This is a genomic window from Marinobacter sp. (assembly GCF_014859525.1).
Lineage (GTDB): Bacteria > Pseudomonadota > Gammaproteobacteria > Pseudomonadales > Oleiphilaceae > Marinobacter.
Genome location: NZ_JACUUB010000009.1, coordinates 34254 through 60663, shown reverse-complemented (window position 1 = coordinate 60663; position 26410 = coordinate 34254). Strand labels below are relative to the sequence as shown.

At 56.6% G+C, this 26410-nt stretch carries 24 protein-coding genes; 18 read left to right on the top strand and 6 right to left on the bottom strand.

Annotation, left to right across the window (positions count from 1 at the left end):
* Window positions 1-995: hypothetical protein (locus IBX51_RS04270; protein WP_291829022.1), on the bottom strand; the 995-nt coding region annotated here is incomplete at its 3' end.
* A 265-nt stretch (window positions 996-1260) separates the two neighbouring features.
* Between IBX51_RS04270 and IBX51_RS04265 the strand changes: the two genes are divergently transcribed.
* Window positions 1261-2955: an autotransporter assembly complex family protein gene (locus IBX51_RS04265; protein ID WP_291829020.1), complete on the top strand. Its 1695-nt coding sequence runs from the start codon at window positions 1261-1263 to the stop codon at window positions 2953-2955.
* A complete protein-coding gene (locus tag IBX51_RS04260) occupies window positions 2952-6731 on the top strand; it encodes a translocation/assembly module TamB domain-containing protein (RefSeq protein ID WP_291829019.1) in 3780 nt (1259 codons plus the stop codon). The genes IBX51_RS04265 and IBX51_RS04260 overlap by 4 nt, the downstream gene beginning before the upstream one ends.
* Before the next feature lie 13 nt (window positions 6732-6744).
* Here the strand turns inward: IBX51_RS04260 and IBX51_RS04255 are convergent, their stop codons facing one another.
* Genes IBX51_RS04255 through IBX51_RS04245 form a run of 3 tightly spaced genes read right to left on the bottom strand, consistent with a single transcriptional unit; the run spans window position 6745 to window position 9177 of the window.
* Complete coding sequence (locus IBX51_RS04255; RefSeq protein ID WP_291829018.1) at window positions 6745-7437, bottom strand: SIMPL domain-containing protein; 693 nt, start codon at window positions 7435-7437, stop codon at window positions 6745-6747.
* A gap of 2 nt (window positions 7438-7439) precedes the next feature.
* On the bottom strand, window positions 7440-8183 hold the full coding sequence (locus IBX51_RS04250; protein ID WP_291829017.1) for a gamma-glutamyl-gamma-aminobutyrate hydrolase family protein: 744 nt from the start codon (window positions 8181-8183) through the stop codon (window positions 7440-7442).
* Entirely contained in the window at window positions 8176-9177 is a 1002-nt protein-coding gene (locus IBX51_RS04245) for an amidoligase family protein (protein WP_291829016.1), read from the bottom strand. Before IBX51_RS04245 ends, IBX51_RS04250 begins: the two co-directional genes overlap by 8 nt.
* 166 nt (window positions 9178-9343) lie before the next feature.
* On the opposite strand from IBX51_RS04245, the gene lexA reads away from it, so the two are divergent.
* Both lexA and IBX51_RS04235 read left to right on the top strand, forming a co-directional pair.
* Window positions 9344-9952: a transcriptional repressor LexA gene (lexA, locus tag IBX51_RS04240; protein ID WP_291829015.1), complete on the top strand. Its 609-nt coding sequence runs from the start codon at window positions 9344-9346 to the stop codon at window positions 9950-9952.
* 33 nt (window positions 9953-9985) lie between these two features.
* Window positions 9986-10477 carry a SulA-like leucine-rich domain-containing protein gene (locus tag IBX51_RS04235; RefSeq protein WP_291829014.1) on the top strand — a complete coding sequence of 164 codons (492 nt, stop codon included), beginning with the start codon at window positions 9986-9988 and terminating at the stop codon, window positions 10475-10477.
* A 6-nt stretch (window positions 10478-10483) separates the two neighbouring features.
* Here the strand turns inward: IBX51_RS04235 and IBX51_RS04230 are convergent, their stop codons facing one another.
* Both IBX51_RS04230 and IBX51_RS04225 read right to left on the bottom strand, forming a co-directional pair.
* Window positions 10484-10744, bottom strand: coding sequence for a hypothetical protein (locus tag IBX51_RS04230; protein WP_291829012.1), 261 nt, complete (start codon window positions 10742-10744; stop codon window positions 10484-10486).
* A gap of 48 nt (window positions 10745-10792) precedes the next feature.
* Entirely contained in the window at window positions 10793-11293 is a 501-nt protein-coding gene (locus IBX51_RS04225) for a DUF6586 family protein (RefSeq protein ID WP_291829010.1), read from the bottom strand.
* Between the two features lie 221 nt (window positions 11294-11514).
* Between IBX51_RS04225 and IBX51_RS04220 the strand changes: the two genes are divergently transcribed.
* The 14 genes from IBX51_RS04220 to IBX51_RS04155 all read left to right on the top strand — a co-directional run bounded on the left by IBX51_RS04220 (window position 11515) and on the right by IBX51_RS04155 (window position 26390).
* Window positions 11515-12873 carry a DUF1329 domain-containing protein gene (locus IBX51_RS04220; RefSeq protein WP_291829008.1) on the top strand — a complete coding sequence of 453 codons (1359 nt, stop codon included), beginning with the start codon at window positions 11515-11517 and terminating at the stop codon, window positions 12871-12873.
* Window positions 12874-12967: 94 nt separating this feature from the next.
* A complete protein-coding gene (locus tag IBX51_RS04215) occupies window positions 12968-13297 on the top strand; it encodes an SOS cell division inhibitor (protein ID WP_291829006.1) in 330 nt (109 codons plus the stop codon).
* A gap of 70 nt (window positions 13298-13367) precedes the next feature.
* Entirely contained in the window at window positions 13368-14816 is a 1449-nt protein-coding gene (locus tag IBX51_RS04210) for a sigma-54 dependent transcriptional regulator (RefSeq protein WP_291829004.1), read from the top strand.
* A gap of 201 nt (window positions 14817-15017) precedes the next feature.
* Entirely contained in the window at window positions 15018-16256 is a 1239-nt protein-coding gene (locus IBX51_RS04205; RefSeq protein ID WP_291829001.1) for an ATP-binding protein, read from the top strand.
* 25 nt (window positions 16257-16281) lie between these two features.
* Window positions 16282-17739 (top strand): sigma-54 dependent transcriptional regulator, encoded by a 1458-nt coding sequence (locus IBX51_RS04200; RefSeq protein WP_291828999.1) that lies wholly within the window; start codon window positions 16282-16284, stop codon window positions 17737-17739.
* A gap of 238 nt (window positions 17740-17977) precedes the next feature.
* Window positions 17978-18346: a flagellar hook-basal body complex protein FliE gene (fliE, locus tag IBX51_RS04195; RefSeq protein ID WP_291828997.1), complete on the top strand. Its 369-nt coding sequence runs from the start codon at window positions 17978-17980 to the stop codon at window positions 18344-18346.
* Between the two features lie 15 nt (window positions 18347-18361).
* Window positions 18362-20065, top strand: a complete 1704-nt coding sequence (gene fliF, locus IBX51_RS04190) for a flagellar basal-body MS-ring/collar protein FliF (RefSeq protein WP_291828995.1) — start codon at window positions 18362-18364, stop codon at window positions 20063-20065.
* Window positions 20058-21104 (top strand): flagellar motor switch protein FliG, encoded by a 1047-nt coding sequence (gene fliG, locus IBX51_RS04185; RefSeq protein WP_291828993.1) that lies wholly within the window; start codon window positions 20058-20060, stop codon window positions 21102-21104. The genes fliF and fliG overlap by 8 nt, the downstream gene beginning before the upstream one ends.
* Entirely contained in the window at window positions 21104-22024 is a 921-nt protein-coding gene (locus IBX51_RS04180) for a flagellar assembly protein FliH (protein WP_291828991.1), read from the top strand. The genes fliG and IBX51_RS04180 overlap by 1 nt, the downstream gene beginning before the upstream one ends.
* Window positions 22005-23396, top strand: coding sequence for a flagellar protein export ATPase FliI (gene fliI / locus IBX51_RS04175; protein ID WP_291828989.1), 1392 nt, complete (start codon window positions 22005-22007; stop codon window positions 23394-23396). The genes IBX51_RS04180 and fliI overlap by 20 nt, the downstream gene beginning before the upstream one ends.
* Window positions 23396-23839, top strand: a complete 444-nt coding sequence (fliJ, locus tag IBX51_RS04170) for a flagellar export protein FliJ (RefSeq protein ID WP_291828987.1) — start codon at window positions 23396-23398, stop codon at window positions 23837-23839. Before fliI ends, fliJ begins: the two co-directional genes overlap by 1 nt.
* A 134-nt stretch (window positions 23840-23973) precedes the next feature.
* A complete protein-coding gene (locus tag IBX51_RS04165) occupies window positions 23974-24279 on the top strand; it encodes an STAS domain-containing protein (protein ID WP_291828985.1) in 306 nt (101 codons plus the stop codon).
* Window positions 24280-24289: 10 nt separating this feature from the next.
* Window positions 24290-26047 carry a SpoIIE family protein phosphatase gene (locus IBX51_RS04160; protein ID WP_291828984.1) on the top strand — a complete coding sequence of 586 codons (1758 nt, stop codon included), beginning with the start codon at window positions 24290-24292 and terminating at the stop codon, window positions 26045-26047.
* A complete protein-coding gene (locus tag IBX51_RS04155) occupies window positions 26040-26390 on the top strand; it encodes an Hpt domain-containing protein (protein WP_291828982.1) in 351 nt (116 codons plus the stop codon). Before IBX51_RS04160 ends, IBX51_RS04155 begins: the two co-directional genes overlap by 8 nt.
* The last annotated feature ends 20 nt before the right edge of the window (window positions 26391-26410 follow it).

Genomic DNA, 26410 nt, shown 5'->3' with positions numbered 1-26410 from the left:
TCTCGCCACCGTTTCACCCGCACCTGATCCTTAACCGCATCAATCACCTCAAGGGTCAAATTGATCAGGGCCTGCGTTTCTGTATCTTCTGTGGCTTCCTCGCCGGGTTCTGGCAAGAACACGTTCACGATATCCTCGATAAACGCATGATTGGTAGACGACGCCAGATCTTCCAGGATCTGGTGGATTACGTTGGCGACGATATCGCCGACTGCGTTCTCCAGAGTGTCCTGAATAGTGGGGCCGACAACGGGCAGATATTTCAGTCGTGACAGTTCAAGATTCTGTTCGAGGGCATGGTCGACTCGACTTTCGAGGTAAGCACGCAGCGCGCCCCTGTTCGGAACATACCCCTGCTGGGCGGCTTGCGAGACCCGTTCAGAGAGCCAGTCTGAGAGCATGCTGCGCCTTGGATAGAGAATGTCATGCTGGATTCTTTCCAGCAGTGGCGAGCCGCGCTTTACTTCGTCTTGTACGCCACTGAGCACCTTTAACACGATCCGGTCAGACAACTCTTCCATAAAAGCGTCGTAGTAGAACATGACGAATCGGTACAAACGGGTACTGGTGAAGTCGATGATCTTGTACTGGTGTAAACGGTAGATGATGGAGATCACCCTTAGTATCCGCAGGAAGCGCAAGCTGCCGATCGGGATGCAGCCGACCAGGTCATACCAGTGAATGAACGGATAGAAATACCAGCGGTCATAGACTTTGGCTTTAACGGAGTAGCCCCAGCGCAGGAAAAATTCTGTGAGAAAGATCGATACAAAAATCAGGTCATAGAAAATGAAGCGTTCATGCACCGGTTGGTAAGCGGCATTCACGCCAGGCAGGTGCTCTTCAAGCAACGACTGGATGGCCACGAAGCTGTAGATTGAATCCCAGATAATAAATGAAAGGTTGATGACCAATAGGCCCAACATCAGAAAATCAATGAGGAACCAGATCATCTGATGGCTGGATCTGAGATTTTCGCGATTAATCCTGAGCATCCGGGCTTCCTGTTAATGGGGCTTTGACCAGCATAAGTCACTGACAGGTTAGCCTATTCTGATTGAGACGACGACCTTCCTGGTATCAGGTGGTCATGGCGGTCGATCGAATTTGTCCTGACAGGCGTAGAAGGCCTCGGTGGGTATCGGTAAACTCGCACCCCTGTCTTTGGGATTTATTATTCAACCCGGTGGGGAACGAACACACTACATGCTGTTACCCGCAATTTACATCAAGAAATGCCTTAGGCTTATCGGATTCGCGATGCTTTGTTACGCCTCCGGCAGCTATGGCAGCCAGGTGCGGGTAGTCTTTGAAGGCAATCATCGCGATCTCCGCGACAATGCTCGGATATTCGTGGGTGATGTGGAGGGGCGGACGGCTGATGGCCTGCGGCGTTATGCATCGACCGCAATTGCCCAAGTAGAGCAGGCGATACGAGCGCTGGGATATTACAACCCGGTTATCACCTCCGTGGTTACCGAATCTGATGACGGCCTTGCTGAGCTGGTCCTGACGGTTGAGCCGGGCGAGCCCGTCAGAATCCGCTCCAGGAACGTTGAAATCGAAGGCCCGGGGGGCGACGATCCGGAGTTTACAGGCCAGGTGCCCCGACAACCGGCCGAAGGCGACATATTGCATCACGGTCGCTATACCACCCTGCGCCAGGCCATTCAGAATCGAGCCGGCCGTCTGGGGTATTTTGACGGTGAATTCATTACCCGCCGGCTGGAAGTCGACCCCTCGGAAAATCTGGCAGACATCACCTTGCACTACCGGACAGGCGAGCGGTATCGTCTCGGTTCTGTCACCTTCCTGGAAGGTCACGACTTTGATCCGGATTTGCTGAATCGGTTTGTAACGTTTGATCCTGATATCCCATTCCACGCCGATGAAGTGGCCAAGCTGAACCGGGACCTTTCTAACAGCGGGTATTTCTCGGGCGTTGATATTGATGCCTCACCCAACCGTGCCGAAGATGGCGTTATACCGATCGATATTGGTCTGACTCCAAGGCCGCCCCGGTCAATTGGTGCCGGTGTTGGTTTCTCCACAGACGTTGGTCCCAGGGTGCGGGGTAACTGGCGCGAGCACTACACCAACTCCATGGGGCACCGGCGCGGTGCCGACACCGAGCTTTCGGAACTTCGCCAGAACGTCAGTACTTGGTACGAACTGCCCCTGGACCCACCGATGACCGATTCTCTGCGGCTCGGTGCCGGCTATCAGCGCGAGAATATCGAGGACGTCGAATCTGAACGTTTGACTCTGGGGCAACAATGGCGGCACCAGCTGGATACCGGGTGGATGCAGGTGGTGTCGATTCGCTGGGAAGGTGAGCGTTTCCGCATCGGCGAAGACGAACGGGGCAACTCCAGCCTGCTGTTGCCGGGGCTCAGCTATTCAAAGCTTCAGGCCAACTCGCCGCTGGACCCGTCCCGGGGTTACCGGCTCCAGTTTGACGTGATGGGCGCGCACCGTGCCATCATTTCGGATGCAGACATTCTCCATATGAACGTGTTGGCTCGAGGTCTTTACACCCTGGCCGACAACCACCGGTTTCTGACCCGTTTTAATTTTGGCGGGGTTGCCACCAACAGTTTCTCGGATGTACCGCCATCTCTCCGGTTTTTCTCCGGTGGTGACCAAAGCGTTCGGGGCTACGGATACGAAACCCTGTCTCCCCGTGATGCCGATGGCGTCGCGATCGGTGGTCGCTATCAGTTGGTCGGCGGTGTTGAGTACCAGTATGAATTTATCAGGAACTGGCGCATCGCCGGCTTTGTCGATAGAGGTAATGCCGTTGATGACGTTTTCGACCGTCTGGCTACGGGCGTTGGTATGGGCATTCGCTGGGTGAGCCCGGTTGGGCCGCTGCGGCTGGATATCGCTAAAGGTCTGGATGAAGAATTTGGCGGTGGCTGGCGTATTCATTTTTCTATGGGGCCTGAGTTGTGACCGATTCCTCCCAAGAATCCCCCGAGCAAACTCAACAGCCACCACAGCGGCACCGAAAGCCCTTGCGCAGGCGCTGGTGGTTCTGGCTGTTGATCACGCTGGCGGTTGTCCTGTTGCTGCCGTTGATACTGATTGGGCTGATTCTGGCGGCGTTGCACACCGAGACCGGCACGGCCTGGACGATTGACCAGATTCCCGGTTTGCAAACAGAAGCCGATCGCGGTTCTTTACTCGGGCAATGGCAGGCAGAGCGCCTGAGCTGGCAAGGGTATGGGGTTGGTGTTGTGGTTGACGCACCAGAGGTCGATTGGTCACCTGGCTGTTTGTTTGAAAAAACCTTATGCCTTGATACGCTCAAGGCTGATCGCATCGCTGTGACGATCCAACCCTCGGGTACAGAAGAAGAATCCGCCGGTGACATCAACCTGCCCCGGGTGAGTCTGCCAATTGCGGTGGTGATCGGTGATATTGCGCTCGGACCGCTGACCGTTAATGACGGTGCGATCTGGGATCGTGTCGAGCTGACATCTCGCGCCTCAGGATCGAGCCTGGAGCTTGAGCATGCGTTGTATCAGTTGGATGAAATCCGGGTGACGGCTAATGGTCGTGCTGATATGCGCGGCGATTGGCCTCTTGATGTGGATGTGAACGTGTGGTTGCCACCGCCGTCGGGTGATGACTGGCAAATAGCCGTCAACCTGGGCGGCAGTGTCAGAGATCTGAGGCTGAGGGGCGCGAGCAGCGGTTATCTGGATGCCCGGCTTCAGGGGCAGGTACAGCCGCTGGACAGCCGGTTGCCCGCGAACATCGGGCTGGAGTCCTCCCGTTTCCTGGCGCATCATGATTTGCCCAAAACCCTCACCTTGCAGGACTGGTCCCTGGATCTGGCTGGTTCTTTGGCTGACGGTTTCCTGGCGACAACCCGGGCTGTCCTGCCCGGCACCGAGGGAGACATCGAAACATCGGTTCGTGGCCTGGTGACCACGGAGCAGGTGACCGATCTGGTGCTGTCCATGACGGCTCCACCGCAGCAACCAGAAGCCAGTCGCGGCACTTTTGAGGTGCAAGGCCGTGCCTCCTGGACCGACGGCCTTGCTGCTGATATCGATCTCTCGCTGGAGCGCTTCCCCTGGTACAGCCTGGTGCCCGGTCTGGAGAAGCCGCCGGTATCACTTGAACGTGTGCGGGGCCAGGCCAGTTACCAGAACGATCGTTATCAGGCAGATCTTGACGCGACCGTTACCGGCCCATTGGGTGAGGCTGAACTGACGGCCAGTCTGGACGGTGACGACCAGGCGGTCCGTATCCGTCAGCTGACCATGAGCACCGGTGCGGGATCGCTTGCCGGCGAGGCAGAGCTTGATTTTGCATCCGAATTGGCCTGGACTGCGGCTTTGGTGCTTGACGGTTTCAATCCCGGATACTGGGTGCCCATGCTTGAGGCCAGCCTTAACGGCGAGGTAAACAGCGAAGGACAGCTCCAGTCTGAGAGCTTGCCCCGGATGTCTGCAGACTGGAATCTGCAGGGTCAATGGCAGGCACACGAGACCCAGGCCCGCGGTCAAATGACCACCGACGGCAACGACTGGACGCTTGATAACCTGGTACTGGCTGTTGGTGAAAACCGATTGGACGGGCAAGGCCGTTATGGTCGCGAACTGAGTGGTCAGCTGTCTGTGTTGGTGCCTGAACCCGGCATGTTCGCGACCGGCCTGGCGGGAGCCTTGAGCGCTGAATTGACGCTGGGTGGGACCGTCGATGACCCTACTGCCGAACTCGCATTCAATGGCGAAAATCTGCGCTGGCAGGATCTTCTGAATATTGAGAATGTTGATCTGAATGCCAATCTGGCCCGTGGGGGCGTGCTTGGTGCTGCGCTGGATGTCCAGGATATTTACGTTGCAGAACAGCAGCTTGATGCAATAACGCTGAGGCTGGATGGAACGCGCGAGGCGCACCAGTTGTCCTTTAACGCGCGCCACCCTGAAGCCACCGTGCAGATGATTTTTGCCGGCGCCCTCGCCGAGGCTGGTGACGCCTGGCAAGGCGCACTGTCTGAGGGTGAGATTGAGATTCCCGGATCGGGCCAGACCTGGCAGCTGCAGTCCCCTGCGGATCTGTCCTATGGCGATGACGGTGCGGTAAGTTTTGGTGCCCATTGCTGGCGCTGGCAAGACAGTTCGGTATGTGCCGGAGATCAGCAACTGTGGCCAGATACCCGTATTGCCTATCAGATTCGCCAATTCCCGACGCTGGCCCTTGAGCCTCTGTTTCCTGAAACCTTCCGTTGGGATGCCTACCTGGATGCAGATGTAGATCTGTCGCTGACGGATGCTGGCCCGGATGGTCGAATCACTCTGGACGCTGGCGCTGGCACCTTTGAATTTTTGGTATTGGATGATTGGGAGCGCCTGACCCATGAGGCCCTGACCCTGGATGCACGCCTGAAACCACACGTTGCCGAATTTTCGGTAGCGATGCGCGGCCCGGAGCTGGGTGCCTTTGCCGCGGATCTTTCGGTGGATCCGGTGGCGGAAGATCGGCCAATACAGGGCAGTTTCAGTTTGCAGTCTCTGGACCTGGCGTTCGCCGCGGCTTTTGCCGGGCTGGAAGAGATCAGCGGACAGGTAAATGGCGAAGGAGTGCTCTCGGGGCCTTTATTGCGGCCACAGATTACCGGGGAGTTGGCTCTTACCGGCGGGCGTTTTTACGATCCTGGTCTGCCACTACCGATGAATGACGTTGTGTTGGTACTCGAGTTTCTTGGCGACTCCGCCGACATCCGTGGCCGCTGGAAAAGTAATGACCGCAGCAGTGGCGAATTGTCTGGTTTGCTGAACTGGCAGCAGCAGCCAGAGCTTGAGTTGTCGATCACCGGTGACCGGCTGCCCGTCAACTTTGAGCCCTATGCTCGGGTAGAAATAGGTCCGGATCTTACCATCGCCTTCCGGGATGGCGAGCTGTCTGTCTCAGGGCGAGTGGAGGTGCCGCGCGGTGGTATCGAGATTAAAGGCCTTCCGCAAACCGCCGTGTCGTTGTCAGAAGACGAAGTAATCGTTGGTGTTGAAGCGGAGGCGCCCGTTATCCGTCGCATGTTGATGGACGTGACGGTGGTGGTTGGGCAAGATCAGGTTACCTTTGATGCCTTTGGTGTTACCGGTAACCTTGAAGGCACTCTGCGGATTGGCAATGACATGGACACTCGTGGTTCGCTGCAGTTGGTGGACGGCCATTACCAGGCGTTTGGTCAGGAGTTGGAACTTCGTCGGGCAAGAATTCTGTTCGTTGGGGCGCTGACTGAGCCGTACCTGGACATCGAAGCGGTCCGACGAGTGGATTCGGTGGTCGCTGGCATCCGGCTTAGCGGGCCGGCCAGTGCACCGGAAACCGAGGTGTTCTCAGAACCATCGATGCCACAAAGCGATGCTCTGTCTTACGTTATTCTAGGGCGTCCGCCACAAGGCCGTGGCGATGATGGTCAGATGAGTCAGGCGGCACTGTCGTTGGGCCTGACTCAGGCCAGTAGGGTGACCCAGGGTATCGGGGACGAGCTGGGTATTCGCAATCTGACCCTGGAGGCCGAGGGGTCTGGCGATGATGCAGCGGTGGTGGCCAGCGGCTACATTACCGATGAGCTAAGCCTTCGTTATGGCGTCGGTATCTTTGAGCCTATTACTACCGTTGCCTTGCGCTACGATCTGGGTCGGTACTTCTATCTGGAGGCTGCCAGTGGTCTGGCATCCTCCCTCGATATCTTCTACACCCGCGATTTCTGAGGCTGGCGGGGGCCTATTCCAGTTTGAAAGTGGCGTTTACGCTGGCCCGTATTTCCCGCGGACCGACGCTCGACACGGTGTCGCTTCGGGCGGTGGATTCTGCCATCATCAGGGGCATGGGTCGGTGCCCGCCATTGACGTTGAGGGTAACCACGTCGCCACAGGATTTGTCCAGTTGCTGGGCAACAAAGGCGCAGCGGCTACGGGCATCGCTAATGGCCCTGGCCAGCGCCTGCTTTTGCAGGCCTTCTTCATCCGAATGGAAGAACTGGTGCTCGCCCAAGTGGTACTGGAGCCCGACTTTTTGGGCCCGCTCAAGCAGCGGATTCAGTAGCTCAAGATCGTTGATCGAGAAACTGACGGTCTGACTGGCCACGGCCACACGCTCGGGTTGCTGGCTCCGGTCCTGGACGGGTAATGTGCGGGTGTAAAGATTAACGTTGGCATCTGAGTAATTCTCCAGATGATCACGCAGACTCTGAATCGATTCACGCCACTGCTCCATGGTCTCTGCCAGTCGCTGTGAGGCCCTCTCCGGCAGGTTATGCTCCGCGTTTGCCGTGAACTGCAATCGGGCGCTGTCTGGGGCGTACTGCACACTGCCTTCACCGCTAAGGCTGACCTCCCCCGCGACCGCAGTCCAGGGTAAAGCGGACGCTGTCAGCACAGTGGCGACCAGCACCATCGCGTTTCTTGTTTGTGACATGATCATTCTCCTTGATGATTGGCCATGGTTGTCTGGCGCTCCAATCGTTCCAGTTTACGGGCTCGGGCTGCGTGCACAAAGTGGCTGAATATCCGCCTGTGCCCGGCGTGGTACAGCAGATATTCCGGGTGCCATTGCACGCCCATCAGCCATTGGTGCCCCGTGCTCTCTATACCCTGTACAAACAGGTCGTTGTCCAGAGCAGTTACTCTCAGATTCTTTCCCAGCTGTTTGATAGCCTGGCTGTGGATACGATTAGCACCGATGGTCGTGCTGTGCATCAGGCGCCCGATGCGGCTGGTGTGCACCAGTTGAACAGTCTGCAACGGCAGTAGCAGGGGGCGATGCCGGGTATTCATCCGCAGGGGGGTGACGTTTTGGCACAAGGAGCCGCCGTGAAACACATTAATGAACTGGGCGCCACGGCAGATTCCGAGGACAGGAATGGCCAGGTCTTCGGCCCGCTCCAGCAGGCGGTAATCGGTTTCATCCCGCTTGAGGTCGTAGTTTGCGGTTACCTGGGGCTGTTGGCCGTAGCGATGGGGATGAACGTGGGTGCCGCCAGACAACACCAATCCGTCCAGCAGCGAGACGTCGGTCTTTGAGCCGGGTCTAATGTAGTGGGTGTGGGCGCCGTGTAGCCTCAACCCCAGGCTGATCAGGCGGTGTGTAGCACTCCGCCTTGCCGGCCCGCTTATACCAATGGTTAGCCCGGGGGGTTCCAGGGCGTCTTGACGCTCAGACATAACCGTGTTGCTGCAGCCATTGGTTTGTGGTCTCTCGCCACGAATGGGTGAGATTATGAAAGCTGAACTTCTGGGATTCCCGGAACGCCTGTCTCAGTGCTTTCAGGTCGTCTGGGTGGTTGGTGAGTTGCTCAAGCACTACCCAGTCATTCCACACCGTTGAAAAGTGCCACCGTGGGTTGTCAATGTCGCAGTCGGGCAAGCGATAATGCAGGGTGGGCCGGCTCTTGATTCTCGGATCGTCCACATATTCTGCCAGTAAGTCCGCATCAATGTGTGCGAACAGGGGGAGCAGGTCAAGAGCCTTGTTCCTGGTCGGGTTGAAGTGGAGATAGTCGCGCATCAGTGTTTGCATGTCCGGATTGTACTCATCAGCCATAAGCTTCTCAGTATAACGGCTGTTCCAGGGCTCGATGTAGGTGGTGAACTTGCGGCTGATGTCGATCTGGTGTCGCGCCTTGAGCCAGTCATACAGTGCTGCAAAGGCTTGCAGATAGCGCACAAGAGTGTCGGGCTGGAGGTCAGGTAGTTCCGGATTGAGTTGTAGGCCAAACGCAAAATAGATGGCTTCACGGCTACCTTCGGCGCCAAGTTCCCGTAGCTCATCGACAAGGTGTTCAATCAGACCAACCTTCGAAAAGGCCAGGGGAGGCCCCACAATTTCCAGTGGAACAATCTTCTCAGCCGCGAAATCAATCACATCCATGGCGTGATTGCCAAGATCCCGAAGCGATTGCGGCATTCGCTCATCGTCCAGATCAAGATCTTTGATCGGATCAGAGTCGAGTTCGATGGTGAAGGTACCGTCGCTTGTGTCGAGCTTGGTCACGTATCGGGAGGTCAGCTTCGGGGGGGCGTCAAGCAAGCGGGCCGCATGGTCAATCAGCTCATTATAGCCGAGCCCTGACAGTTCAATTTCCACCCCAACCTTTCGTTCTTCGCCTTGGTGATTCTGGAGTCGATCCGGCATCTTGCAACGATCGTTTGAGTTCATAGATTGTTGACATCCTTATAGCTCGAAGAACTTCACCTTATCATAGGACGTGGTCGCCTCTTGTGACCATCAAGAAAAATACTGACGAGCCTTTACACTGGATAAAACACTGTATATAGTCAATTTACTGTATATAAAACCAGGATGCCAAAACCGGAGTAACTGCATGAAGCTGACCGCACGACAGTCCCAGGTGCTGGATATTATCCGGCGGTATGTAGATGAGACCGGCTATCCGCCGACAAGGGCGGAGATCGCCGCTGAACTGGGTTTTCGTTCAGCGAACGCAGCCGAGGAGCATCTGCGCGCCCTGGCGAGAAAAGGTGCAATTGAAATGGTGCCTGGTGCCAGTCGCGGGATACGTCTGCCGGAGGTCGAGCCAGATCCAGGGCTGCCGGTTATCGGGCAGGTAGCGGCGGGCAGCCCGATTTTGGCTCAGGAACACATAGAAGATCATTGCGCCTTGCAACCGGGCTTTTTTTCTCCGTCTGCGGATTATCTGCTTCGGGTCCGGGGCATGAGCATGAAAGACATCGGCATTCTGGACGGCGATTTGCTCGCGGTGCATAGCACTCAGGATGTTCATAACGGGCAGGTTGTGGTGGCCAGGGTTGGTGAAGAGGTTACCGTGAAGAGGTTTAAGCGTGAAGGCTCCAAAGTCTGGTTGATCGCAGAGAACGAGGAATTCGCGCCGATTGAAATTGATCTGACCGAACAAGAATTGTTTATCGAAGGCCTGGGCGTAGGTGTGATCCGTCGATCAGATCTGCACTAACCATCAGACATGCGCACTGCAGGTAGGTGAGTAATGGAACAGTTAAGCTTCAATCAGAACATGGCGTTCCAACCGGCGGCCGTTATTCCGGCTCACGGGATGTCTGCCAGCCATCGGCGAGTCAAGGCTCACCGTTCTGTGTCTGGCACCGCACGTGAAGCGAGCCACTTGTGCGGCAATGTGACAGAGATCATTCTGCCAGAAGGCCAGGCAGACAACGTTCAGCTGCTGTTACCAATGTTGACCCAGCTGAATCAGGAAAAGCGCTGGCTCGCTTTGATCGATCCGCCGCAGTCGCTGGTGGGCAAGTGGCAGAAGATGCACAGCATTGCTGTCACCGAAATACTGGTATTGCGATCAACCCCGGATTTTTCGGCTCAACAACTGGCTGAGCGAGCGCTCGGTGTGGGTACGTGCCATGCGGTGGTGCTTTGGACCAACAAGCTGGCTCGTTCGGCCTTTGAGTCCCTTCAAAAGGCGTCAGCGCAAGGTGACAGTCATGGAGTGGTGCTGCGTCACCGGTAAAGTGAGTCAGTGTAAGGTGTGTTGAGGCTGAGGGTCAGCGTAGTCGTTGTCGTCGTCATCCCAGTCGAGATCGTGGGCGATATTGCCGGCAGCTTCGATGCCCGCAGCGATCATGGACTTGGCGACACTCATCTCCCGATCTTCCATCATTTCCCGGGCTTCTTCCGAGAATGAAATGCGAACCAGCGGTGCAGCGTCGTCGTCAATACGGCGCAGTGCATAGTCGCCGTTGGCAAGTTGTACGATTTCAAAAAACGATGGTGACATTCGTTCAACCTTTGTATTGGTAAATTCGGTATTGCGACAAATTGTGGCTTACCACTCGCTGTGTTGATCTTCGATGCTTTTGGCCAGAGTGGTGATGGCCGTAAGCGTTGTCTGTAAGGCTGCGAAAGAACGATCCGGACCTTGATCGACGGAGATCGCAATGATGTTCTCGTCGGTAACGTTTTTGCGCGTCACGGGCGGCTGGCTCAAGGCTGCCTCCAGTTGATCCAGGTGACACCACCAACTCCCGGGCGTCTCAGACAATTGTTTTAGCAACTGGACTTCGTGCACCTCATACGGAAACAGTGCGCCCAACTCGGCCAGCGAGACCGGCTTTGCCGCCTTATGCTGATGGCAGCGGGCAATCATGATCAGCAGTAATTGACGCGCCCTCAAAATCAGCTCCGTCGCCCCTTGGGACAGCGCTTCTCTCTCTGCGGTAGAGTTCTGGCCGGTGTTCCCGCAGTCCGCATCCGGTCCAAGCTTTGCCAGTAAGGTGTTGGCAAGAAAAAGTTTTTGAGAGACCAGAGAATACCATTGTGATGCCATACGCCACCCGCACTGCCCAAGCTCGTGGAAGATCGATCAGATCAGCCGACGGATACTACCATTTTTTCATGCGGACTTCTCGTCCTGTAATTGCTGGCGCCGCCTGGTCGTGTCACAAGAAAATACAAACATTCGCTTGAAACGGTCGTTTGAAACTGGCAAAAAGGCGTTCAGTTTGGATAAGTTTTGATCGTCTTGTGATCTATTTGGAGGTTTTAAGGATGCGGAACCGGCTAATTGCTGCAATAGCAGCGGCGGTAATGGGGTTTTCCGGCCCGGTTATGGCAAAGGTGTCACCGGCGGAAGCTGAGCGCCTGAAGAATGACCTGACGCCGGTTGGTGCAGAGCGTGCGGGTAATGAGGCGGGGACCATTCCGGCATGGACAGGAGGCCTGTCTAAGCCACCGGCTAACTGGCGTGAAGGTACGGTTGAGGTCAACCCGTTTCCTGAGGATGAAGCGCTGTACGTGATTACCCGGGACAACCTGGATCAGCACCGCGACACATTGTCTGACGGCCATATCCAAATGCTCGAGCAGTACGGTCCTGAGTTTTTTATGCCGGTGTACCAGACGCGTCGCACGGCAGCGTTTCCTGAGCATGTGTATGACAAGTTTTATGAGAATGCGTTAACTGCAGAACTTCTGGAAAACGGCAATGGCGTGCGCAACACCATTATGACCAGCCCGTTTCCGATTCCTGAAAATGGCCTTGAAGCAATCTGGAATCATATCCTCCGGTATCGGGGTGAGGAGTTGTCGTTTCGGAGCGCATCAGCGACGCCGCAGCGCGATGGGTCATTCAATCCGGTGGTCAATAACTACGATTACTTTTTTGCTTACAGCCGGCCCGGCGCCGAGCTCGAAGATATTGATAACAAGATTTTCTACCTGAAAACCGAAACCGTGGCACCGTCCAGTCTGGCTGGCACCCTTACGCTGGTCCACGAAACGCTGGATCAGGTTCGTTCACCGAGGCTGGCCTGGCGTTACGACGCTGGCTCACGTCGCCTTCGTCGCTCACCAAACCTGGCGTATGAAACAGACCTGCCGAATTCGTCGTCTTTGAGATCGGTGGATCAGAAGGATATGTACAACGGCGCACCTAACCAGTACGACTGGGAATTGAAAGGTAAGCGGGAGCTGGTCGTTCCCTACAACGCCTACAACCTTCATGATGAGAGTGTGCGCCCGGGTGATGTTATCCGGCCCAATCACATCAATCAGAGCCTGACCCGTTATGAACTGCACCGGGTATGGGTTGTTGAGGCCAAACGGCGCACCGGTATCAGCCACATTTACGATCGGCGCGTGTACTACATTGATGAGGACAGCTGGCAAATTCTGGCCACGGAAGAGTACAGCGGAGACGGTGAGCTGTGGCGTGTCTCAGAAGCCCATAATATCGTCTATTACAGTGTTCCGGTCTTCTGGACAACCATGGAAATGACGTATGATCTGAAAGCTCAGCGTTATTACATTGATGGTCTGGACAACGGTTATTCAGCTTACAACTTTGAGCCTGGGTTCCGTGGTAACGAATTTACCGCCGCTGCGGCCCGTCGGGCAGCCCGCCGGTAACTGGTCAAACAGGGGCGTTGCCAGCAGAGGGTGACGCCCCTGTTTGAGGGTCTGCCAGGCCAGTAATGTTTCATCCACCTGTGGAGAAGACAACATGGCAGACTCTCAAGCCCTCCTTGAAAGCCTTGATCAACTCAGATCCGAACTCGACCAGGCCCTGGCCGACCAGAACTGGGAGCAGCTGGCAGAGCTTAATGCCCGGGTCAAGCCGGCCATAGAGCCGTTGTTGGATGAGCTGGAAGCCGGGCGAATCGAGCCCGCGCTGATACGTGCCCGGCTCGAAGCCCTGAATGAGTTTGTGGAATCGGCTAACAGGGCCGCCGTAAAAGCCCGGGATGAAGCCCGTGAATCGCTCAAGGGCGTGAACGAAAACCGAAATGCTGCACGTGCCTACGAAAACGTTTCAACAACCCCCCGAAGATAGCGTCATAAAATTGACTCTGGCGCCCATACAGTCTTAAATACCGCACAAATTCCCAAAGAGATTTCCGTGAATGTCCAAAAACAACAAAGTGCTGGTGCTGAGTGAGGACGAATCCAGGCGGAAGGATCTGATTACCATTCTCGAATTTGTCGGTGAAGAGCAGATTGTAGCCGGTGACGAAGCTTTGGCGCTTTTGGAATGTGATGGTGCGTTATCGGTTGGCGATATTGGCGCTGTCGTGATCAACGGTGAAGACGCCGCCGGCGCCTGGCATGTCACCAGTACCTGTAAATTCTTGCAGGGCCTGCCTATTTTGCTGGTTGGTGATCCGCAGCTCAAGGGTGTGTCTGAAGATGACGGCGCCAGGATTATCGCCAGAATGGAGTGGCCGCTTAACTACACCAAATTTGTGGATTCGCTATACCGTGCCCAGATCTACCGCGATCAGTTCAGTCGCAGCAAGGAGCGCGGGCAGCAGCGCGGTGTACAGCTTTTTCGCAGCCTGGTCGGTACCAGTCGTAAAGTGCAGCAGGTACGCCAGTTGATGGAGCAAGTGGCCGATAAAGACGTGAGTGTTCTGATCACGGGGGAGTCGGGTACCGGCAAAGAAGTGGTTGCGCGTAATCTGCATTACCACTCGTCCCGTCGTGACAAGCCTTTTGTGCCGGTCAATTGCGGTGCGATTCCTGCCGAGCTGCTTGAAAGCGAACTGTTTGGTCATGAGAAAGGTGCATTCACGGGCGCCATCACTGCCCGCGTGGGCCGTTTTGAGCTGGCCGAAGGCGGCACGCTATTCCTCGATGAAATCGGAGACATGCCGCTGAATATGCAGGTCAAGATTCTCCGGGTCCTGCAGGAGCGCACGTTTGAGCGGGTGGGCAGTAATCGAACCCAGTCGGCGGATGTCCGGGTGATTGCGGCAACCCACAAGCATCTGGAAGAGATGATTGAGTCTGGCGATTTCCGCGAAGATCTGTATTACCGGCTTAACGTGTTTCCGATTGAAATGCCGGCTTTGCGCGAACGGGTAGAAGATATCCCGTTGCTGATCAACGAGCTGATCTCCCGGATGGAGAAAGAAAAACGGGGCTCCTTGCGGATGAACTCTGCCGCGATCATGAGCCTGTGTCGCCACGACTGGCCAGGCAACGTCCGGGAGCTGGCGAATTTGGTTGAGCGTCTTGCCATCATGCACCCGTATGGGGTGATTGGTGTTCAGGAGCTGCCGAAGAAGTTCCGATATATAGATGACTACGATGAAAATCGCCCGGTGGAAGACAGTGGTATGCCGTCGGCTATGCCCGGCCTGATTGGATTGGATGCACCGGCGTTGCTGCCGGTTAACGGTATCGATCTGAAGGATTATTTGTCCAACCTGGAGAAGCAATTGATTCAGCAAGCGTTGGATGAGGCCAGTGGAGTGGTTGCCAGGGCCGCTGAGAAGCTGCGAATCCGGCGAACCACGCTGGTCGAAAAGGTCCGTAAGTACGGCCTGAGAGACGACTCCGAAGAGAGTTAATGGGTTGCGTTGAATGGCGTCAAAGGTTTGTAACCTGTCACGCCGTTTCTGTTTTTGGGTGACGAAAAGCCGTCACTAATGTTGTTCGATATTTGTTTGTCCATTGAAAATAGTAAGAAAAATTAAGTTGGCACAGTGTTGGCTTAACCAAACCTGAACGAAAGTCCGAAGGTCCGTTCCGGATCCGTCAGGGGGAAGGTTATGAGTCATGCACACATTGTCATGGAATCTGCACATCAGAAGACCGGCGCTAATGCCGCCGCCGATGTGAACGACAAAGTGACGGCTTTGTTTCCGCAACAGGATGACGAGGCGGTCGATTCTGCGCTTGAGTTGTTCAATCGCATGTCCCGGCAAATCACCGACTCTTACCGCACCCTCGAATCCCGCGTTAACCAACTCTCGGGTGAACTGTCCCACGAAACCCATCAGCGTCAGCAAGAACTCGAAGCAAAAGAACAGCTGGCCGACCGCCTGTCGACATTGCTTAAAGCGTTGCCTGCAGGTGTGGTGGTTCTCGATCAACAGGGCGTGGTCAGTCAGTGCAACCCCGCTGCTACAGCGCTTCTGGGCGAGCCTCTGGATGGCGAGCGCTGGGTGGATGTGATTCATCGTTGCTTTTCACCTCGCAGTGATGATGGCCATGAGGTGTCTCTGAAAGATGGTCGGCGCGTCAGTATTGAAATTCGTACCATGGAGAATCAGCCCGGCCAGCTCATCTTGCTGACCGATCTGACCGATACCCGGCAGTTGCAATCCCAGCTGGCACACGCTCAGCGATTATCGGCCATGGGCCGCATGGTGGCTTCGCTGGCTCATCAGATCCGCACGCCGCTGTCTGCGGCTATTTTGTACGGTGGTCATCTCAGTCAGCCAGACCTGGATGAAGAATTACGCCAGCGTTGTGCCTCACGTTTGATGTCGCGGCTTACCCATCTTGAACAGCAAGTCCGGGATATGCTGATTTTTGCCCGCGGAGAGACGCGCCTGGCTGAAGAGTTACCTGCCAGTAAGCTCGTGGCGTCTCTTGAAGCCGCGGTGGAAGGCCTGAAGCCCGCAAACGCCGCCACTGTGGTGCTGGACAACCGAATTGATGAGCGGTGTCGGTTGATGTGCAATCGGGATGCCCTGGTGGGTGCCTGTATGAATTTGGTGAACAACAGCCTGGAAGCCGGTGCCACCGACGTTCGGTTGGAGCTTGAGTCTTCCGAGAAGGGGTTGGGCGTGAGGGTGCAGGACAACGGTCCGGGGTTTTCTGCCGAGGAAGCCGGCAGGATCACCGAAGCCTTTTACACCACTAAGTCGCACGGCACTGGGCTCGGTTTGGCCGTTGTACAGGCCGTGGTTAAAGCCCACAAAGGCCGGTTTTCCATTCTCTCACCGGAGCGGGGCGGGGCGGTCGCAGTCATGCAATTGCCTACCCTGGTCGGCAGACTATAACGAATAGACGTTGGAGGCAGATAGCATGGCTAAGGCCCAGATTCTGATAGTTGAAGACGACCGGGACTTGCGGGATGCGCTGGTGACCACACTGGAGCTGGCGAAGTTCCAGGTGCATGAGGCCGCCAACGGGCAAGAAGCGTTACTGAGCCTGGCACGAAATCCTGTGGACATGGTGGTCAGTGACGTCAATATGCCGGGTATGTCTGGTCATGAATTGCTGGCCGAGGTGCAGCGCCACTACCCGGGACTGCCGATGATGCTGATCACCGCCTATGGCCAGATCAGTCACGCAGTGTCTGCCATGCAATCCGGCGCGATTGACTACCTGGTGAAGCCGTTCGAGCCTCAGGTGCTGGTGGATGCAGTGACCAAGGTGGTCGGCGGCTCCCGCCAGAAATCCAGTGATGAGGCCATCGCGGAAGACCCCATCAGTAAGCGGATGTTCCAGTTGGCGGCTAAAGTCGCCGTCAGTGATTCAACCGTGATGATTTCCGGAGAGAGCGGAACCGGTAAAGAAGTGCTGGCCCGGTATATCCATCAGCAGTCACCGCGTGCCGACCGTCCTTTTGTGGCGATCAATTGCGCAGCTATTCCGGAGAACATGCTGGAGGCGATTTTGTTTGGCCATGAAAAGGGCGCGTTCACCGGTGCGGTTGCGTCATCACCTGGTAAATTTGAGCAAGCCAATGGTGGCACCATTCTGCTGGACGAGATTTCCGAAATGGAACTTGGTCTACAGTCCAAGTTGCTGAGAGTGCTCCAGGAGCGTGAAGTGGAGCGAGTGGGTGGCCGAAAGACGATTTCCCTGGATGTCCGGGTTATCGCCACCACAAACCGGGACCTTGGGCATTATGTCCGTGCAGGCAAGTTCCGTGAAGATCTGTACTACCGACTGACTGTGTTCCCGATGCACTGGCAGCCGTTGCGGGAGCGCCCGCTGGACATTCTGCCGCTGGCAAAATATTTGCTTAAAAAACACTGTCGGAAAATGAAACTGACCGGACTGGCCTTGGCTGATGACGCTCGTAAGGCGCTGATCAGCCACGGTTGGCCGGGCAATGTCAGGGAGCTGGATAACGCCATCCAACGGGCCCTGGTGTTGCAACAGGGTAACGTGATTCATGCCGCGGATCTTTGCCTGGAGCTTGGTATCACCGGCCGTTCGGAACTTGGTGGATCCACTGTGCAGGTGGAATCCCGGCCGGTAACACCTCCGCAGGCAAATTTTGCTGAGCCCTTACACACGCCAGCGGAGGCTTCGGCTGAGTTGCCGGAGGAAGAATTCTGTGAGCCAGGGTCGCTCGGTGATGATCTGCGTCAACAAGAGTTCCGTATCATCATTCAGACGCTCAGGAAAGAACGTGGTCGTCGCAACAGGGCCGCCGAGCAGCTGGGTATCAGTCCCAGAACGCTCCGGTACAAATTGGCTCAGATGCGTGAGGCAGGTATCGATCTTGAGTCTGAACTGGCCATGGCATAGTTCTTGTCTGTTATCGTGCAACATACTCCTTCTGGCACCCTTCGGGGTGTCATTTTTTTTAGCTGCCCTCAATCTCCTCTGCGTTGTCGTCAAATCTCTGGCACCTGAGCGCGCCTGCCGACATTAATAATCTTCAATATATTGAAATAAATAGATAAAACTGTTGTGGCCTGGTGTTTGCTTTATCTCCTGTAAGTACAGATCAAGTGACACCCCATGGGGTAGCCTGGAGAGAAATATGGTTCAGCGTGCCGACATCAACAGTGTTTTGTCTGACATTCGTTCCCTGCGTTCCCAGATGATGCAGAATCAGCGTGTCGAACAGGATCAATCGGTTCGTGGCCGGGTTGACGGACCGCGCACGGTTCAGGAACCCCGGGAAGTCACCAGCTTCAGTGATATGTTGGGCAATGCCGTCAACAGTGTGAATGACGCTCAAAAGCAGGCCAACGACCTGCGAACCGCCTACGACATGGGTGATCCGAATGTCGATATCACCAGGGTTATGATTGCAGCCCAGAAATCTACCGTGTCCTTCGAGGCTCTCACCCAGGTACGTAACCGGGTGGTGCGGGCTTATGAAGACATCATGAATATGCCGATCTGATAACGGAGCACTCGCATGGCAAGCGTACCAGCACAAACCACTGCCTCTGACGTGCCGGCAACCCAGGACACAGGCGCACCCGAAAGCACCAATGCCCTGCTAATGGGGTTCAATCGACTGAACCTGTTACGGCAGGTCGGGCTTATGGTCGGTCTGGCGGCGAGTGTTGCTCTCGGTTTTGCCGTGGTGCTCTGGGCGCAGGAGCCGAATTACCAACCCGTGGTTGGGGATTTGTCGGCCTACAACCCGCAAGACGTTACCAGTATTCTTGACAGCAATGGCATCAAGTACCGGATGGATCAACGCACGGGTGCACTGTTGGTGCCTTCTGATCAGGTTCACAATGCCCGCCTGCGGCTCGCCGCTGAGGGCGTAACCGATCGGAGAACCATCGGTTACGAACTGCTCGATCAGGATCGGGGTCTGGGCACCTCTCAGTTTATGGAAACCATCAGCTATCGCCGTGGCCTGGAAGGCGAGTTGGCCCGAACCATCTCCACCATGCGCGGTGTGCGTAATGCCCGGGTACACCTGGCCATTCCCGAGCGCTCGGTCTTTATTCGGGACGCCCGTGAACCCACCGCATCCGTCTTTCTAGAAGTCTTTGCCGGGCGCAGGCCAGAGCAAGAGCAGATCCGCGCTATTGTCAATCTGGTGGCTGGCAGTGTGCCCATGATGAACCGTGAGCAAGTCACCGTGGTCGATCAGAACGGCAATCTGCTGACAGGAGATGAAGCTCGCGGTGACGTAGACCGGATGAAGGACCAGTACGAATATGCCTCGAGAGTGGAAGAACGACTGACCCGGCGGGTGGCGTCGATGATTTCACCGATCGTTGGTAACGGCCGGTATCGGGCCGAAGTCAGCGCCGATCTTGATTTCTCGGCGGTGGAACGTGCTGAGGAATTGTACAACCCGGATCAGCAGGCTGTGCGCAGTGAGCGTGAGCTGAGTGAGCAACGGGGTGCTGGTGCCAACGGCGGTATTCCGGGTGCGCTTGCCAATCAGCCCCCGGGTAATGCTGTGGTTCCTGAGCAGGTAGGTGCCGGCAACGGAGACGGAGCGCCCGCTGCGCCGCCGGTCAATGTTCGCCGGGAATCTACCCGTAACTATGAGATCGACCGCACCGTGAGTTACACCCGTCAGGAAATGGGCGGCATCAAGCGTGTAACGGTCGCGCTGGCAGTCGATGACATGAGAGTGGTCAATCCGGAAACCGGCGCAGTCACCTTTGAGCCCTGGCCAGAAGCAGAGTTGCAGCGCCTGAGTATGCTGGTGCGTGACGCAGTCGGCTATTCAGCAGCTCGCGGTGACAGTGTGACCGTAATGAACACCGCCTTTGCCCAGGAAGAAGCCCTGGAGTTTGACACACCGGGCTTTTGGGAGCAGCCCTGGTTCTGGGATCTGATGAAGCAGGTGCTGGCTGGTCTGGTTATTCTGATTCTGGTGCTTGGGCTGCTGCGACCGACGTTGAAGAGTCTGTCTGGTGCCGGCAACAGAGATCGTGGCGAAGATTCGGACAGTGGCAGTTATGGCGGGCTTGACGGCATTGAAGGTGGCGATGCACTCAGAGAGGCCATGTCCGCGCAGGATGATCTCCTTTTGCCTGGGGCCACAGACGGCTATGATAGACAGGTGAATGCACTCAAAGGCCTGATTGCAGAAGATCCCGCCAGGGTTGCACAGGTCATGCGCCAATGGGTAAACGTTGATGACTGAAGAGAGCGGCCTGTCGCAAGGGGGTAACGCCCCCAAAAAACCGCAGCGCAAAATTCCGAGAGTGGAACAGGCGGCCATTTTGCTGATGTCTCTGGGCGAGGCTGATGCTGCCGAAATACTCAAGCACATGGGCCCGAAAGAGGTTCAGCGGGTTGGTGTGGCGATGGCCCAGATGCAAGACGTCAGTAAAGATGACGTCACCTACGTTCTCAATCAGTTTGTTGAGGCTGTAGGCGGGCAAACCGGGCTGGGCGTTGGTAACGACGACTACATCCGGGCCATGCTGACCCAGGCCCTGGGCGATGACAAGGCCGCAAGCCTGATCGACCGCATCCTGGTGGGTGGCAACACCACGGGCCTGGATACTCTGAAATGGATGGAGCCCAGAGCGGTGGGCGACATCATCCGCTATGAGCACCCCCAGATTCAGGCCATTGTCATTTCTTACCTTGATCCGGATCAGGCCGCCGAAATTCTGGCAACCCTGGATGATAAAGTCCGGCTTGATGTGATGATGCGGGTTGCCTCACTGGAAAGCATCCAGCCCCAGGCCTTGCAAGAACTCAACGATATTCTGGAGAAACAGTTCTCCGGTGGCTCCGCCGCCCAGACCAGTCGTATTGGCGGTATCAAGCGGGCAGCCGACATCATGAACTTCATGGATCGAGGCATCGAAGGCAATCTGATGGATTCCATCAAAGATATGGACCCGGATCTTGCCTCCACCATTGAAGACCTGATGTTTGTTTTCGATAACCTCAAAGAGGTAGACGATAGAGGCATTCAGGCGCTGCTCAGAGAAGTGTCTTCAGAAGTTCTGGTTGTGGCTCTCAAAGGCTCGGATGAGGCCGTTAAGGACAAAATCTTCAAAAACATGTCGAAGCGGGCAGCAGAGCTTCTGCAAGACGACCTGGAGGCCAAAGGCCCGGTTAAGGTCAGCGAAGTGGAATCAGCCCAGAAGGACATCATCAGCGTGGCAAGGCGCATGGCCGAGGCCGGCGAGATTTCGCTCGGCGGCGCCGGTGAAGAAATGATGTGATGAAAGATTCCGACCAGAACGCCAAGCGCACTCCAAAAGAACAGTTGACCGCGTGGGAACGGTGGGAATTGCCGCTGCTTGATGAGCGCGGCAATCAGGTGATTCATGAGCAAGAGGTAAAGCCTCTGACCGCCGCTGATCTGGAAGAGATCCGACAGGCCGCCAGAGAAGATGGTTTTCAGGAAGGCCGGCAAGCAGGTCACCAGGAAGGCTTTGAGAAAGGCCGTGCTGAGGGCCACAAAGAAGGTTATAGCGCCGGTGAAGCGGAGGGTCGGGAGCAGGGCAGTCAGCGGGCGGCGGAAGAAACTCGCAAGGAACTTGAGTCTCGCACAGACCGCCTCGAACACTTGCTGGGTGAGCTGGTACTGCCGATAAAACGCCATGAGGAAGAGCTGGAAACCGTGCTGGTTAACCTCACAACCGTATTGGCTCGCGCTGTGGTTTACCGGGAGCTGAGCATGGACTCCTCCCAGATCCGACAGGTCGTGCGCAAAGCGCTGGCCGCGCTACCCTCGACCGCCGACAACCTGCGCATTCATATTCATCCAGATGATCTGGAGCCGGTCCGCGAAGTGGCCGAGAGGCTCGAGGTGAGCCCTTCAATTATTGAAGATGACACCGTCTTGCCGGGCGGCTGTCGGGTCGAGTCCCGGCAAAGCCTGGTGGACTACACCGTTGAGAAGCGGTTTCAGCGTGCGGTGCAAGGCATGCTGGAAGAACAGTTGAGTGACAGCCCCAGCGCAGAAACGGAAGAGCTGGACACCCTGATGGGCGAACTGAGTGACTTCCACCGTGATGTCCTGAGCGAATCCGGCATGAACGCCCCGAACACCGCACACCTCGCCTCTGAAGCGCCTGAGGCCAGCCCTGACCAAGCACCAAGCGCACAGGATGAGGACGATGACGTCACGCCTGGCTGATCGCCTGCGGCAGCTGCAGGGTGCCATTGCGGCCGAGCCAACGCCGGAATTGTCTGGCCGCCTGACCCGCATGGTAGGCCTTACCCTTGAGTGCGTTGGCTGCCCCATGGTGGTGGGTGATCGTTGCGTGATTGAAGGCGAAGGCGCCGGCAGTGTGGAAGCGGAAGTGGTCGGTTTTGAAGAAGACAAAGTCTACCTGATGCCGCTGACCGCCATTGAGGGTCTGAAACCCGGTGCCCGGGTGGTGCCCTTGTCGTCGGCCAGCCGGGTACCGGTGGGCCCACAGATGCTTGGCCGGGTAGTGAATGGCGCCGGCGATCCACTCGATGGGAAGGGGCCGTTGCAGGCCGAGGCCCGGGTCCAGTTGACCGGAGACATTATCAATCCGCTCAACCGCGCTCCGGTTCGGCAGTCCATGGACGTCGGTATTCGCGCGATCAATGCGCTGCTGACGGTTGGTCAGGGCCAGCGTCTGGGCCTGTTTGCCGGCAGTGGTGTCGGCAAAAGCATGTTGCTGGGCATGATGACCCGGTTTACCGATGCCGACATCACCGTGGTCGGGCTGATTGGTGAGCGGGGCCGGGAGGTCAAGGAATTCATCGAGGACATCCTGGGCGAAGAAGGCCTGGCCAGGTCGGTGGTGGTGGCGTCTCCGGCCGACGATTCGCCGTTGATGCGCCTGCGCGCGGCCATGTTGACCACCCGCATCGCCGAATATTACCGGGATCAGGGCAAGCGCGTACTGCTGTTGATGGACTCGCTTACCCGTTATGCCCAGGCCCAGCGGGAGATTGCCCTGGCCGTGGGTGAGCCGCCCGCAACCAAGGGTTACCCGCCGTCGGTATTTGCCAAACTGCCCCAGCTTGTTGAGCGCACCGGCAATGGTCGCCCTGGCGGCGGCTCCATCACCGCGTTTTATACCGTCCTGACCGAAGGTGACGATCAGCAGGACCCGATCGCCGACGCCGCTCGGGCCATTCTGGATGGCCATATCGTGCTTTCGCGACGTTTGGCGGAAGAAGGGCACTACCCAGCCATTGACGTGGAGGCATCGATCAGCCGAGTTATGCCGCAGGTCACCGCGCCCGAACATTTTTCCCGCGCGCAGCGCTTCAAACAAGTCTATTCCCGTTACCAGCAAGCCCGGGACCTGATCAGCGTGGGCGCTTATGTCAAAGGCTCGGACCCGGAAACCGATTTTGCCATTCAGCACATCGGCAACATGCGGCAATTCTTGCAACAGGACCTCAACGCCAGTTCGCCGTTGACCGAAAGCATCGCGCAGTTGCTGGAGGTGGTGCCCGAACGTCGCTCCCCGGACCGCTTGAAGTCGGCGGTGCCAGGCGCTGCCGCCGAGCGGGGTGATGGCTGATGTTGCGCTCGACACGGCTGCAGACTGTGCTGAACCTGGAACAGCGTAAAGAACAAGCGGCCATGGAGCGCTTGGGCGAGGCCCGAACGCAGGTCGAAGCCCATCGTGAGCAGGTGGCCAACCTTGAGCGCTACCAGCAGGAATACCGCGACCAGATTCGGGCCAGCCAGCAAGGTGTGGTGCCGGTCACCCGGCTGCAGGCCTGGGCTGCCTTTATTGCCCAGCTGGACCAGGTGATTGTTCAGCAGACTCGCCAGTTAGAGCAGGCCGAGCAGGTGTTCGAGGCCCGCCGCCAGGAGTGGCTGCAGGCCTGGGAGCGCCGCCGGGGCATGGAAAAGTATATCGAGACCTGTCGGCAGCAAGAGCAGCGAGAGCGAGATCTGACTGAGCAAAAGCTGGCGGATGAGGCGGCGGGCCGCGCTTTTGCCCGAAAGCATCGGTAACGGTTTGCGATGATCTGAATCAGATGCAACAGATGCATTTTTTGGTAACTTGGCTATGCTTAATCAGATAAGGCTATACACTGGAAAAGGGGCGTTGCCATGTTGTTTGACGCACAGCTCAGGGAGGTTACGGAATGCCAATAGAAGCGCGCCGGAGTGATGACGGTCAAACCCTGACCATCCGGGTCGAGGGCCGGTTCGATTTCAGCACTCACCAGGCCTTTCGCGATGCCTACGAACACAGTGATCCTGCCATTAACCGCTATGTGGTCGATCTTTCCGATACGACCTACCTCGATAGCTCCGCGCTCGGCATGCTGCTGTTGTTAAGGGATCACGCCGGTGGCGACAGCGCGCGTATTTCCGTCGAGAACTGCAACAGTGATGTCCGCCGCATCCTCGCAATATCCAATTTTGAGCAGCTTTTCAACATCCGCTGAGGTCGGCGGCTTGAAAGTACTGATCGCTGAAGACAGCGACAGTGATCGCCTGATCCTCTCAGCTCTTGTCCGAAGGTTGGGGCATGATGTCTTCGAGGCCAGGGATGGCATTGAAGCAGTAGCGCTATACGCGCAGTTGCAGCCCGATATTGTCTTACTCGATGCGCTGATGCCAAGAATGGATGGCATGGAGGCCGCCAGGCAAATCAAAGCGTTGGCGGGCGAGCGGCTGGTTCCGCTGATTTTTCTGAGCTCTCTCTCGGATGCCAGTGAGCTGGCCCGTTGCCTGGAGGCGGGAGGCGATGACTTTCTGGTCAAGCCATACAACCGCGTTATTCTCGAAGCAAAGATCAATGCCTTCAACCGGATGCGCTCGATGCATCAGGTGCTCTCGGATCAGCGTGACCAGATCCGCCGGCAGAATGAAAGCCTGGTGGAGGAGCAAGAATTAGCACGGCGAGTCTTTGACAACGTTGCTCATACCGGTTGTCTGAATGCGGATAATATCAGCTACCACGCATCTCCTATGTCGGTGTTCAATGGCGACGTGCTGTTTGCCGCGGACAGGCCCGGTGGCGGCACCCTGATTTTTCTCGGGGATTTCATCGGGCATGGTTTGCCGGCTGCTATTGGAGCCATGCCAGTGGCTGAAATTTTCTACGGTATGGCCACAAAAGGATTCGGCGCAGCCGACATCCTGCGGGAGATCAACCGCAAACTGTGCAGGATTCTCCCGGTCGGTATGTTCTGTTGTGGAGCGATGGTAGAGGCAGACTTCAAAATTGGTCAGCTGCGCGCCTGGAACGGCGGCTTGCCTGATGGTTGGCTGGTAAGAGCTAATGGTGAACGCGTTGCCATTCCGTCCAGGCATTTGCCGCTGGGCGTGCAAAATACTGAACAGTTCAGTGCTTCTATGACCGTGCTGCCGGCGGCCCCGGGTGATCAGGTGATCATCATGACCGATGGTTTTCCCGAGTCCAGCAACAGGCAGGGCCAGCAGTTTGGTGAAGCGGGCGTTCGAAAGGTGCTGGAGCAACTTCAGCCGGGCGAAGCGCCCTTTCACGCGTTGATGACCCGCATTCGACAGTTTACCGATAAGCCGGAAGCGACAGACGACATCACGCTGTGCGTTCTGACAATCATTCATCAGGAACAGCACCAGGCTCAGAATGACCGCCTGACAGAATCTGCTCTGGCGGGGCCGGTAGACTGGCACTGTGTCTACGAAGTGAGGGAGCAGACACTGGCGGATTTTAATCCGCTGCCATTGTTGTTGCACATTTGCATGGAAGTGCCGGGCCTGCGCAGAAAGAGCGGAGAGGTCTACACGTTGTTGTCCGAACTTTACAATAATGCATTGGAGCATGGGGTGCTGCAGTTGCCGTCAGAGTGGAAGGCGTCGCCCGACGGCTTTGGTCACTATTATCAGGAGCGAAAACGGCGGCTTTCGCAAACTCGTGGACACTACATCCGCTTTTCTCTGGGCCACCAGCCCACCGAGACCGGTGGCCGGCTACAGGTGGTCTGCGAAGACAGCGGTCCGGGCTTTGATTTCGAACGTTATTTTGAGAAAGTGTCTGACACGGGGTTGCCATCAGGGCCTAAATACGCGGGCCGGGGTCTGGCGATGCTGAGGCGAATGGCCCGGCAACTCCGGGTGCACGGCTGCGGCAATCACGTTGAAATTGTTTATGATTGGGAAGCTGTCGATGGTAATGACAGAGCTCAACCCGGTCATAACGAAACGCAGAGGATCGCTGATGACTGATAAACCACATCTTGATGAAGAAGCGTTGGCGGAACTGCAGGATGTTATGGACGATGAGTTTGATGTACTGATCCAGACCTATCTGGCGGACTCCCGAACCCGTCTGGACAGCCTGTGGCAAACGCTGAACGCCGGGGATGCCGACGGATTCGCCAAATCGGCCCACAGTTTTAAAGGCAGCTGTGTCAACATCGGCGCACCCTGCCTTGGAGCGCTCTGTATGGAGGCTGAGCAGTTAGGCAAGGCTGGAAAGCTGGAGGCCGCCCCCGCCGTTGTTAAGGCCATAGAGGCTGAGTTTTCAGAGGTAAGTGCCCGGCTGACAACGTTTGGTGATGTTTCCTGATGGCTGTTTTGGCATTGCTT

Coding starts and splice junctions, on each gene's coding strand:
- IBX51_RS04265 (WP_291829020.1), top strand. CDS start 1,261: ATGCTTTGTTACGCCTCCGGCAGCTATGGCAGCCAGGTGCGGGTAGTC.
- IBX51_RS04255 (WP_291829018.1), bottom strand. CDS start 7,437: ATGTCACAAACAAGAAACGCGATGGTGCTGGTCGCCACTGTGCTGACA.
- IBX51_RS04250 (WP_291829017.1), bottom strand. CDS start 8,183: ATGTCTGAGCGTCAAGACGCCCTGGAACCCCCCGGGCTAACCATTGGT.
- IBX51_RS04245 (WP_291829016.1), bottom strand. CDS start 9,177: ATGAACTCAAACGATCGTTGCAAGATGCCGGATCGACTCCAGAATCAC.
- lexA (WP_291829015.1), top strand. CDS start 9,344: ATGAAGCTGACCGCACGACAGTCCCAGGTGCTGGATATTATCCGGCGG.
- IBX51_RS04235 (WP_291829014.1), top strand. CDS start 9,986: ATGGAACAGTTAAGCTTCAATCAGAACATGGCGTTCCAACCGGCGGCC.
- IBX51_RS04230 (WP_291829012.1), bottom strand. CDS start 10,744: ATGTCACCATCGTTTTTTGAAATCGTACAACTTGCCAACGGCGACTAT.
- IBX51_RS04225 (WP_291829010.1), bottom strand. CDS start 11,293: ATGGCATCACAATGGTATTCTCTGGTCTCTCAAAAACTTTTTCTTGCC.
- IBX51_RS04220 (WP_291829008.1), top strand. CDS start 11,515: ATGCGGAACCGGCTAATTGCTGCAATAGCAGCGGCGGTAATGGGGTTT.
- IBX51_RS04215 (WP_291829006.1), top strand. CDS start 12,968: ATGGCAGACTCTCAAGCCCTCCTTGAAAGCCTTGATCAACTCAGATCC.
- IBX51_RS04210 (WP_291829004.1), top strand. CDS start 13,368: ATGTCCAAAAACAACAAAGTGCTGGTGCTGAGTGAGGACGAATCCAGG.
- IBX51_RS04205 (WP_291829001.1), top strand. CDS start 15,018: ATGAGTCATGCACACATTGTCATGGAATCTGCACATCAGAAGACCGGC.
- IBX51_RS04200 (WP_291828999.1), top strand. CDS start 16,282: ATGGCTAAGGCCCAGATTCTGATAGTTGAAGACGACCGGGACTTGCGG.
- fliE (WP_291828997.1), top strand. CDS start 17,978: ATGGTTCAGCGTGCCGACATCAACAGTGTTTTGTCTGACATTCGTTCC.
- fliF (WP_291828995.1), top strand. CDS start 18,362: ATGGCAAGCGTACCAGCACAAACCACTGCCTCTGACGTGCCGGCAACC.
- fliG (WP_291828993.1), top strand. CDS start 20,058: ATGACTGAAGAGAGCGGCCTGTCGCAAGGGGGTAACGCCCCCAAAAAA.
- IBX51_RS04180 (WP_291828991.1), top strand. CDS start 21,104: ATGAAAGATTCCGACCAGAACGCCAAGCGCACTCCAAAAGAACAGTTG.
- fliI (WP_291828989.1), top strand. CDS start 22,005: ATGACGTCACGCCTGGCTGATCGCCTGCGGCAGCTGCAGGGTGCCATT.
- fliJ (WP_291828987.1), top strand. CDS start 23,396: ATGTTGCGCTCGACACGGCTGCAGACTGTGCTGAACCTGGAACAGCGT.
- IBX51_RS04165 (WP_291828985.1), top strand. CDS start 23,974: ATGCCAATAGAAGCGCGCCGGAGTGATGACGGTCAAACCCTGACCATC.
- IBX51_RS04155 (WP_291828982.1), top strand. CDS start 26,040: ATGACTGATAAACCACATCTTGATGAAGAAGCGTTGGCGGAACTGCAG.